The 9641-nt window shown below is 44.8% G+C and carries 9 protein-coding genes (1 of these 9 only partly in view); 1 reads left to right on the forward strand and 8 read right to left on the reverse strand.

Annotated elements, in window-relative coordinates; all coding sequences use genetic code 11:
• Window positions 1–65: 65 nt before the first annotated feature.
• The 8 genes from MHI27_RS26545 to MHI27_RS26580 all read right to left on the reverse strand — a co-directional run bounded on the left by MHI27_RS26545 (window position 66) and on the right by MHI27_RS26580 (window position 9034).
• Window positions 66–728, reverse strand: coding sequence for a methionine ABC transporter permease (locus tag MHI27_RS26545; protein WP_042191779.1), 663 nt, complete (start codon window positions 726–728; stop codon window positions 66–68).
• Window positions 721–1482, reverse strand: coding sequence for a methionine ABC transporter ATP-binding protein (locus MHI27_RS26550; RefSeq protein ID WP_081951211.1), 762 nt, complete (start codon window positions 1480–1482; stop codon window positions 721–723). Before MHI27_RS26550 ends, MHI27_RS26545 begins: the two co-directional genes overlap by 8 nt.
• A gap of 374 nt (window positions 1483–1856) precedes the next feature.
• Window positions 1857–3254 carry an ADP-ribosylglycohydrolase family protein gene (locus tag MHI27_RS26555; protein WP_341146438.1) on the reverse strand — a complete coding sequence of 466 codons (1398 nt, stop codon included), beginning with the start codon at window positions 3252–3254 and terminating at the stop codon, window positions 1857–1859.
• Between the two features lie 3 nt (window positions 3255–3257).
• Window positions 3258–4211 carry a nucleoside hydrolase gene (locus tag MHI27_RS26560; protein ID WP_405175032.1) on the reverse strand — a complete coding sequence of 318 codons (954 nt, stop codon included), beginning with the start codon at window positions 4209–4211 and terminating at the stop codon, window positions 3258–3260.
• A gap of 44 nt (window positions 4212–4255) precedes the next feature.
• Window positions 4256–5194 carry an ABC transporter permease gene (locus tag MHI27_RS26565; protein WP_042131005.1) on the reverse strand — a complete coding sequence of 313 codons (939 nt, stop codon included), beginning with the start codon at window positions 5192–5194 and terminating at the stop codon, window positions 4256–4258.
• Window positions 5191–6237 carry an ABC transporter permease gene (locus MHI27_RS26570; RefSeq protein ID WP_042131006.1) on the reverse strand — a complete coding sequence of 349 codons (1047 nt, stop codon included), beginning with the start codon at window positions 6235–6237 and terminating at the stop codon, window positions 5191–5193. The genes MHI27_RS26565 and MHI27_RS26570 overlap by 4 nt, the downstream gene beginning before the upstream one ends.
• Window positions 6230–7792 (reverse strand): ABC transporter ATP-binding protein, encoded by a 1563-nt coding sequence (locus MHI27_RS26575; RefSeq protein WP_339243487.1) that lies wholly within the window; start codon window positions 7790–7792, stop codon window positions 6230–6232. The genes MHI27_RS26570 and MHI27_RS26575 overlap by 8 nt, the downstream gene beginning before the upstream one ends.
• A gap of 102 nt (window positions 7793–7894) precedes the next feature.
• Window positions 7895–9034: a BMP family ABC transporter substrate-binding protein gene (locus tag MHI27_RS26580; protein ID WP_339267182.1), complete on the reverse strand. Its 1140-nt coding sequence runs from the start codon at window positions 9032–9034 to the stop codon at window positions 7895–7897.
• Between the two features lie 326 nt (window positions 9035–9360).
• Here MHI27_RS26580 and MHI27_RS26585 point away from each other — a divergent pair, with 326 nt between their 5' ends.
• Window positions 9361–9641 carry the beginning of an AraC family transcriptional regulator gene (locus MHI27_RS26585; RefSeq protein WP_076300397.1) on the forward strand. The gene runs 469 nt beyond the window's last position, so 281 of the gene's 750 nt are visible here — the first part of the coding sequence; the start codon lies at window positions 9361–9363; the stop codon falls past the right edge of the window.

Below are 9641 nucleotides of genomic sequence, written 5' to 3' on the forward strand. Positions count from 1 at the left end.
AACTAACCCCCAGTTTATATGTTTAACCATTTTGTATTACAAAATTTGATGTACGGGTTGAACGATTAACGCTTATCTAACAGCCGTGAGATCGTACCTCCTGTGAATTGAACCAACTGAACCAATACAATCATCACAACAATCGCATAGATCATCACTTCAGTCTCAAAACGCTGATATCCGTAACGGATCGCAAAATCTCCAACCCCGCCCCCTCCAACAACCCCCATTACGGTCGAGTAAGAGATAAAACTAATGGTGGAGGTAGTAAGTCCGAGCACTAGACCCGAACGAGCCTCTACATACAGAAACTTAAAGATCAACCCCAGCTTCGAGGCTCCCATAGACAACGCCGCTTCTATGACTCCTTTAGGAACCTCCAGCAAAGACTGCTCCACCAGACGAGAGTAATAAGCAATGGCAACAATGGATAACGGAACCGTGGCAGCCATTGTTCCAATCGCAGTTCCGACGAGGAAACGAGTGACCGGAATGAGTGCAACCACAAGCAGCAGGAATGGAAATGAACGGATAATATTTACGATGCTGTTGAGTACCAGTGACAATGTTTTGTTCTCATAGAGCTGCCCTTTTCGGCAAAAAAACAATAACGTCCCGAGCGGAAGCCCCAGCAGCAGTGCGGCACCAACAGAAATACCGACCATTATAAAGGTTTCTCCGATAGATTCCCACATTTGTGCCTGATATTGAAGTACACTATCAAACATGCGTTTCCCCCGCTTTACCCAGAATTTGATCCCGGTAAGAGCCAGTACGGACTGCAGCAGGCCGGAAATCACCATCTTGGCGTGAGAATGAATCTACGATTCGACCATTTTCCATCACCGATACGTGAGTGCATATGCTTTTGACAACATCCATCTCATGCGTAACAATCACTACCGTAACCCCAAGGCCCCCATTAATATGCTTCAGGACATCTAGAATATCCGCAGTTGTTCCTGGATCTAGTGAGGATGTTGGTTCGTCACATAGCAATAGTCCTGGACTGTTCGAAAGCGCCCGGGCGATCGCCACACGTTGTCGCTGTCCTCCACTTAGCTGTGCGGGATATTGCTCTGCCTTATCAGCCAATCCGACAAAATCGAGACATTCCTTCACCCGCTTCAACCGTTCACGCTTCGGCACCCCCGCCAGTTCCAGAGGGATCGAAATGTTGCGGCTTACCGTGACGTTATTGACCAGATTAAATTGCTGAAAAATCATCCCAATCTTTTCCCTAGCTTTCCGTAGCTGTTTACTCGGCATTTCGGTTAAATTATGCCCTTCTACGGTAACTGTCCCTTGATCCGGCTTTTCCAGCAGATTAATCAATCGTAGCAGCGTGGATTTCCCTGCCCCGCTTTCACCAATAATCCCGTGAATCGATCCCTTCTTCACATCAAGCGATACATCATCTACCGCCTGATATGTGCCGTCCTTCAGCTTGAATCCTTTACTCACCCGACTCAGCGATAGGATTGCAAACTCCCCCTTCCTTTCCGTTTATTCTGAAACCTTCTAAGCCAAGGTTTGTACTATAATTATTTAAAAACTGTTTTACTAAAAATCTCTTTAAATAATAAGGCATTTTATGTTCTGTGTCATCATTTTTATTTTAGTAATATATCAGATTAAAAGGATTAAAGAATAAAAGCCCATTATATCGGACTATTTTCACGTGCTTATCTCCCAATAAATGACTGAGCTTAATCCCTCTTCAAATCAGGATTCTCCTGTTACCTAACTCCTAAACCCGCTGTTACATCTATTTCAAGAACTAGATCGCCACGAAAAAAAGGATGTCTAAGCTCGATAGCTTAAGACATCCTTTCATTCTTTTCGTAATCCTTGATCTAAGACTTTTCGCCAAGCTCTCCTCGAATCTTCAAGAAGACCTGATAGCTGCGCTCCGCGCATTCCGAAATCGTTATCGGATGAAAACCAGGTAGATCCGCATATAGCGTATCATGGAGCGGTTCAATCCACGAAGCCGGCAACACACTTGCTCCAAGCTTCGCTCCCATAATAGAACCCACTGTAGCACCATTACAGTCTGTATCCATTCCTCCGTAAACGGATGTAATGACCGCTTTTTCAAAATCATTCCCGCCATAGACCAGCGAAGCAGCTACAAGAGCAGCATTATTATTGGTGTGCACCGCATCATAGTGGCTGAATGTATCCCAAATCTTACTTACCAACTCCCGCTCACTTTTGGCCTTCTGCGCAATATCTATACCTCGTAGAACGTCACTTGCCAGGCGACTAGTACTAGGGATCTCACTAAGACCAATCTCAAGAATACGCTCGTTATCTTTTTCAGCAAAAGCAGCCGAAATCATCGCCGCATTAAACATCTCACCATAGATTCCGTTCTTCACATGTGAAAAAGAAGCATCGCGCCAGCCTAACTCCGCTGCAAGCTCAGGATGGCCTGCTGCACCATAAGCCAGTCCATCTGCGCGTATAGCCGCACCAATCCACTCCCGGTAGGGGTTCAAGTGCATCCGCACTCTTTCCTGCCGCGCCAGCCAATCCGCAGGCTTCTCACCATGCAGATGAGACGTTTCCTGCGCAAAATTCATATACGACTGTGTCTCTGCCGTACATACCTGAGCGTATGTCAGATGTTTATGCCAGAGCTTCCCGATATCCCAAGAATCCCAGCTCAGCCCCTTTTGCTCCAGCAGCATAAGGCCCAGTACCGTGTAACGAATATCATCATCGCTCTCCATAAACTTAATAGTCTCGCTGGTACTCGCATACGTCCAATCACTTAAACCAAGACCATATTCTGCCTCTGCCCGTGAATGCCCAGGCGTATAGCCACTAATAGGCCATGCATCGGCACCCCGGAACCACAGCTCAATATTCTCCCAACCCGGACGTCCATCTTTACCGTAGAGGTAGTCCCAATACTCCAATGGTTTGCCAAGTGCGCAACCGACGCTTCTACCTAGCCAAGCTCCGTAGAACTTATCTCTCCATTCTGCTTCGCTCCAGTCAGCCTCAAGCTTGCGTGGACCTTCTGGACGAAGACGACGAATCTCCTCCAGTGAAGACGGCTCTTCATAAGGAAAGTCCTCAGCAACCGTGAGCTCCATCAACTCGTTGTATACTTGCATCAGCTTAATCTCATCGGCACCTGCAGCGGCTAGTTTATCCGCGAAGCCTTCAATCTTGCAGCCTTCTTCTCCACGCTGAACCAATTCAAACTGAACCGTCTCCTGAAGTCTCTCCCATCCTGCCATAGGTTAGTTCCCTTCAGCCGCAAGCAGCTCTTGATCTAGCTTTTCCAGTGAATCAAAAATCAACTTCATAAATGCTTCCCGGTCTACTCCCACCAGGACTTCTACATTCGTTGGGCGATCCGTCTTCTTTCGTTTGTCTGCAACCGTCATTCCCCGCGTCAGCTTGCCTTCTGTCTCTACCGTTACATATAGATGCTCGGATTCAAACAGTTCTGGGTGCAAGAGCCAAGCTACGGCGCATGGATCATGCAGTGCACTACCGACATAGCCCATTTTCTTTCCGAAGATCGAATAGAAATCTAACAGTTCTCCGACCATAGTGGACACTGGCCCACGCTCTTTCAATGCTACGATCTCATCTTCGAAAATGGCTGCCTTATCGGTCACATCCAGACCACTCATCGTAATCGGAATACCCGACTCAAACACGATACGAGCAGCTTCAGGATCTACATAGATGTTAAACTCCGCAGTAGAGGTTACATTTCCATAAGAAATTCCTCCGCCCATCAGTGAAATCTTTTCAATTCTTTCCTTAATCTCTGGATAAGCAGTGATTAATAGGGCGATATTTGTTAAAGGAGCCATCGGTACGAGCGTAATCTTCTCCTCCGAAGAACGGATAATATTCAGCATAAATTCTACAGCGCCTTCTTCTACAGGCCGGAATTTACTTGGTGGCAACAGTGGGCCGTCCATGCCTGATTCACCATGTGCTTCCTCACCTGTAACAAGCTTGCCGAACAGCGGACCCGCAGCCCCTTTGGCTACAGGAATATCAGCATTCACAAAGCTGATCACTTTAAGTGCGTTTTCTGTGATTTTATCGAGGATCTGGTTTCCACCAACCGTTGTAATCCCGCGCAGATCCAGCTTCTCCGAATTTGCTATTGCAAGCAGGATAGCGATTGCGTCATCATGCCCTGGATCGCAGTCAATAATAATAGGTGTTCGCATAGTCATTCACTCCTTAGTTGTATAAATCCTCGTTACTCCTATCGCTATTTCACTAGCGGGCTTTTAAGTTTTTTATTCTTTTTCCGTGTCTCAGATACGGCATAGATCACTAGTCCAATTACCGTTGCTACATAAGGAAGCGTCGCGATCAGTTCTGCAGGAATCTTCAGGACCTGTAGCGCATTCGACAAGGCGTCTGCCGTACCAAATAATAGAGAGGTCAGCGCCGTGCCCACTGTCGTACTTCTCCCCATAGACTCTGCGGCAATCGCAATCCAGCCCCGACCAGCGATCATATCGCGAGTGAACAGTGACAGGTAACCCATCGACATGTAAGCTCCACCCAAACCAGCGAAAAATCCACTAAGCAGCAAAGCCATATACTGTATTTTCACAACACTTACTCCAACAGATTGAGCCGCATGTGGATTTTCACCCACTGAACGAATGCGCAGACCAAGCGGTGTACGGTTTAAGAGATAGTAGACAACAAACACAGCAATAATAGATACATACGTCAAAATGTGATGTCCCGATAGAATAGGCCCCAGCACCGGAATGTCCTTCAGCAAAGGAATCTCTACACTAGGTAGCACTTTACTCGCCAGAGAAGTAGAAGAACCCTTGTCTCCACTCAGCAGATAAAGAATAAACACGGTTCCTCCTGAAGCGAACATATTAATAGCTACGCCGCCGAGAATGATATGTGTTTTAAATTTCAGTGTGAAAAAAGCTAATATTCCAGCGATCAGTGTTCCGGACATCACGGCCCCAAGTAAACCTACCCACGCACTATGCGTGTAGCTGCTTACAATGACACCGGCTAACGCCGCAACAAGCATGATGCCTTCCATACCAATGTTGATAATACCAGCCCTATTAGAGATTAACGCTCCCAATGCGGCGAATAGAATCGGTGTCGTCACTCGAAGAACAGAAAACGCAAAGTCAGTCGTAAAAATTACATCAAACAAGCTGTTCACGCTTCCTTCGCCTCCTTCAAGAGCATCCGATTTTTCCAGAACTTCAGAAATTGCTCAGCCGAAATCAGAAGAATGATAATCGCCTGTATAATAGAAATCATCTCTGAAGGTACATCCGATAGACGTGCCATCATGTCGGCTCCGATCCGGATATATGCAAGGAACAATGCAGCGCCGATTACGGATAGCGGATTATTCTTGGCTAACATCGCTACTAGAGCACCATCTAAGCCATAACCTGGTAACGATGTCCATTGGAATCGATTGTACATCCCTAGCACTTCTACGGAACCACCCATTCCCGCGATAAAACCAGCAATCAAGTGAACCAGTATAATAACCTTCGCGGTCTTCATGCCTGAATAACGTGCAAAGTTCCGGTTGATGCCTGTCATTCGCAGCTCATATCCCCATTTAGTCTTGTATAGGAATAAATGCGCTGCAATAATAAGCACGATAACGATAATAAGTCCGGTATGAATACGGGTCCCAGGTACCATTTTACTCAGCAGTGCCGTTTTCTCGAATTTGTAGGATACATTGGCAAATGCTTTTGCATCACGTAAGTGATAGTTCAGTAGATATAAACCTACTCCAAACAAAATATTATTGAACATCAAGGATGTAACGAGCTCATTAGCATTCCATTTGGCTTTGAGGATCCCGGGTATTGCCGAGAGCAACGCACCAACAATAGAACCCGCAGCAATAGCTACGATCGGATGAAGCCACCCGTCCAGCGTTAAATGAATAGCCAACACGGAAGTTACAACACCGGAGAAATAGAAAATCCCTTCAGCTCCCAAATTGAACATATTTGCCCGGAACAACAAGGAAACTGCTAGCCCAGTGAACATGAGCGGAATGGCCATCTCAATCACATTACCGATATGACCTTTACTGGATAGCGGCTCAAATAGGAATATCCCAATCGTCTTCACCGGCTGATTGCTGACCAATGAGATGATCAGAAAAGCAATAGCGAGTGCAATTACGATTACTGCCGATGTTCGAATGTATTCAAAATATTTTACTTTAAACATGATTTACGGCCCTCCTGATTTGCTCCTCGTCCTGTCGATGAATCCCTAGCATATAAAGCCCTAATTCTTCTTCACTAACCTTGGAAGGCTCCTCGAAAAAGGCAACAATCTTTCCTTCATACATCACTAGTAGACTATCGCTGATCTCCAAGATCTCATTTAAGTCTGCTGACACTAGCAAAATAGCGCAATCGTCTGAGCGCAGCTCCAACAGCTTTTGATGTATGAACTGCGCCGCGCCTATATCCACGCCCCTTGTCGGCTGCTCTGCAATAAGCAGTTGCGGTTCTGTAGAACACTCTCTAGCTACGACAACCTTCTGCATGTTACCACCTGATAACATTCCTATTGGCTGAGAAGGTCCCGAACAGCGGACTTTAAATTCTTCTACAAGTGATACTGCAAGCTTGGCAATTCGTGATCCATTTAAAAAGGGACCTTTATTCATAGCTTTTGTACGATACTGAGTGGACAGCAGATTATCCGCTATGCTCGCTTCACTGGCTATCCCTTGATGCATCCTATCCTCTGGGATATAGGAAACGCCTAGCTTACGAATATCTAAAATATCCGATTCACGAATATCTTTTCCCTTCACTAGCACAGAGCCTTGGCTTGAGACCCCTCTTAGGCTACCCGTAAGAGCCTCAATGAGCTGTGTCTGCCCATTCCCTTCTACACCAGCAATCCCGATAATTTGTCCCCCGCGTACTGCAAAGTTGATATCTGTTAGCAACGCTTTGCCGTGTGCATCATTTACACCTAAGCCCTGCACAGTGAGTACCGGCTCCCCAATAGACAGAATCTCCTTGTCATATTTCAACACGACGTCTCTGCCCACCATAAGGCGTGAGATTTCTTGCTCCGTGACATCCTTCGTTTGGAAGACACCTTCACTACGTCCACTACGCATGATCGTAATTCTGTCACAGATCGCTTTAACTTCTTTCAACTTGTGTGAAATAAAAACAATCGTATGACCCTGCTCTCTTAACTGCTTAAGCTCCCGGAACAATTCCTCTGTTTCCTGTGGGGTCAACACTGCGGTCGGCTCATCCAGAACGAGGATTTTTGCACCACGCAGCAGCGCCTTCAGAATTTCAACCTTTTGCTTCATACCAACCGTGAGATCCTCCACTTTTGCTTTTGGATCCACTGCCAGATTGTATTTCTTCGCAGTCTCTTCGGTCATGCGTACAGCTTCTGCATAATTGATGCCAACGCCCTTACGAGGTTCCATGCCCAGCACCATGTTCTCTGCTACCGTAAAAGAAGGGACCAGCATAAAATGCTGGTGAACCATACCAATCCCTCTATCAATGGCATCCTGAGCAGATTGCAGCTTCACTTTTTCACCCTTGATAAAGATTTCACCTTCACTAGGCTCTTCCATGCCGAACATGATCTTCATTAAAGTTGATTTACCAGCGCCGTTCTCGCCCGCAATCGCATGAATTTCTCCCTCACGTAAAGAAAAATGCACGTCTTTATTTGCAACGACACCATTGGGATACACCTTGGTAATTCCCCGCATTTCCAGCAGAGCTTTGTTCATAGGTCTCAACGCCTTTCGACTTGGAGGTCTGCAAAAATATACAGCTGGAATTCTTCTAAAAGAAGAATCTCCAACTGTAGGTTTATCACTTTATAGCTATACTTAAGGCTTAACTGCGTTACGAATGGCTTCTACTTCAGAGGTTTCCATTCCCATCGCGTTATCTACTGTAATTTCTTTATTGATCAGCTTTTGCTTCACTTCTTCAACTTTAGCCTGAAGATCGGCAGGGAAGATATTTTTATAGATCTCATTCTCTGCAATGCCTACACCATCATCTACAAAGCTCAACACATCACGTTTACCCATCTCAAGTGTACCGTCTTGTAATCTCTTCACGGCACCCAGAATAGCACTATCAATCTTTTTAATAGAAGAAGTAACGATCAAGTTTGCTTTTTCGCTATCTGTATCGTTTAGCAACATCGCCTGATCGGAGTCTACGCCGATAGCATATTTCTTCTTCTCCTTAGCTGCATCAAAGATCCCAAGACCTGTACCCCCAGCCACGTTAAAAATAACATCCACACCGGAGTTATATTGAATCAGCGAAAGCTCCTTGCCCTTAGCCGGGTTAACGAAATCGCCAGCATATGATACAGCGACCTTCACATCAGGATCAACATATTGAGCGCCCTGAATGTAGCCCACCAAGAAAGCGTTAATTCCTGGAATATCCATGCCGCCTACAAAACCGATCACATTCTCAGGATTAGCATTTTCCATATCCGATTGTGTAGCTAGCGCCGCTACTGCACCTGCTAGAAAAGATACTTCATTTGTTGCATAAGACATGTTGTACATATTCTCTGGTGCTTCATCTATATCGGTATCATAGTTAATGAACTTTTTGTCAGGATATAATTCAGCCGTTGCATTAAACATCTCTGTAATTTCCGATCCGCCAGAAATAATAACATCCCAGTCCTCAGCGGCGATATCGTTAAACGTAGGCTCCCATTTCGTTTTATCGACACCCATTTCTACAACTTTTGTTTCTGCACCCAGCTCATCCTTAACCTTTTGCAAACCGCTATTCGCAGAGTCAAAGAAAGATTTATCTCCAAGCGTTCCTGGAATCAGAAGTACAACTTTGAGTTTATCCCCTGAACCTGTTTCTCCACCTTCAGCTGCGTTAGATCCTGCATTCGCGGAAGATCCATTACTCGACGTATTATTTCCACAGGCTGTGACCATTACCATTACTACTAGTAACAACAAAGAAAGAACTTTCTTTTTCATTTTTCTATTCCCCCTATTTATAGTTGGTTAGTAATTTGAGAGATTCTCCTTCTTAGTCCGTTGTATATTTCACGATTTAGATGGAAACTCTCATTTTTCATGTAACATTGTCAAAATTTTAATGATTTTAACGAATACACTCAAAAAAAGAGAGAAAATTATAATTTTTACGAATAATCCGACTAATTTCCGAACGAGATGGCCAGTCAGGTTGCTAATCTTCGGATTTCTTGATACGATCATATCAAATATTAATGAAAATAATTATATGATTTCGGTCATAATTTTGTACGATTCGGCTAAAACATAATTATTGGAGGCTCATCATGGATCGTGTTCTATATATTGTAAATGCAGCACATGAGGTTAATACCTATATTCCACCACACCAGCATGAATGTTATGAACTAGTCTATTATTTAAACGGATTAGGAACTACCAATGTAGGTTCCCGAAGTTATCATTTTCGTTCTTCTTCATTCGCGCTGATACCACCCAATCATAAACATGATGAGAATCATCGCGAGGATGCTACTATACTATTTGTAGGTTTCCATTCAAATCACCCAAATATGGAGAATTTGCAGGGCGTATATGAAGATGATAA

This window comes from Paenibacillus sp. FSL H8-0261 (genome assembly GCF_045040645.1).
Classification (GTDB): domain Bacteria; phylum Bacillota; class Bacilli; order Paenibacillales; family Paenibacillaceae; genus Paenibacillus_AQ.

Coding starts and splice junctions, on each gene's coding strand:
- MHI27_RS26555 (WP_341146438.1), bottom strand. CDS start 3,254: ATGGCAGGATGGGAGAGACTTCAGGAGACGGTTCAGTTTGAATTGGTT.
- MHI27_RS26580 (WP_339267182.1), bottom strand. CDS start 9,034: ATGAAAAAGAAAGTTCTTTCTTTGTTGTTACTAGTAGTAATGGTAATG.
- MHI27_RS26560 (WP_405175032.1), bottom strand. CDS start 4,211: ATGCGAACACCTATTATTATTGACTGCGATCCAGGGCATGATGACGCA.
- MHI27_RS26575 (WP_339243487.1), bottom strand. CDS start 7,792: ATGAACAAAGCTCTGCTGGAAATGCGGGGAATTACCAAGGTGTATCCC.
- MHI27_RS26545 (WP_042191779.1), bottom strand. CDS start 728: ATGTTTGATAGTGTACTTCAATATCAGGCACAAATGTGGGAATCTATC.
- MHI27_RS26570 (WP_042131006.1), bottom strand. CDS start 6,237: ATGTTTAAAGTAAAATATTTTGAATACATTCGAACATCGGCAGTAATC.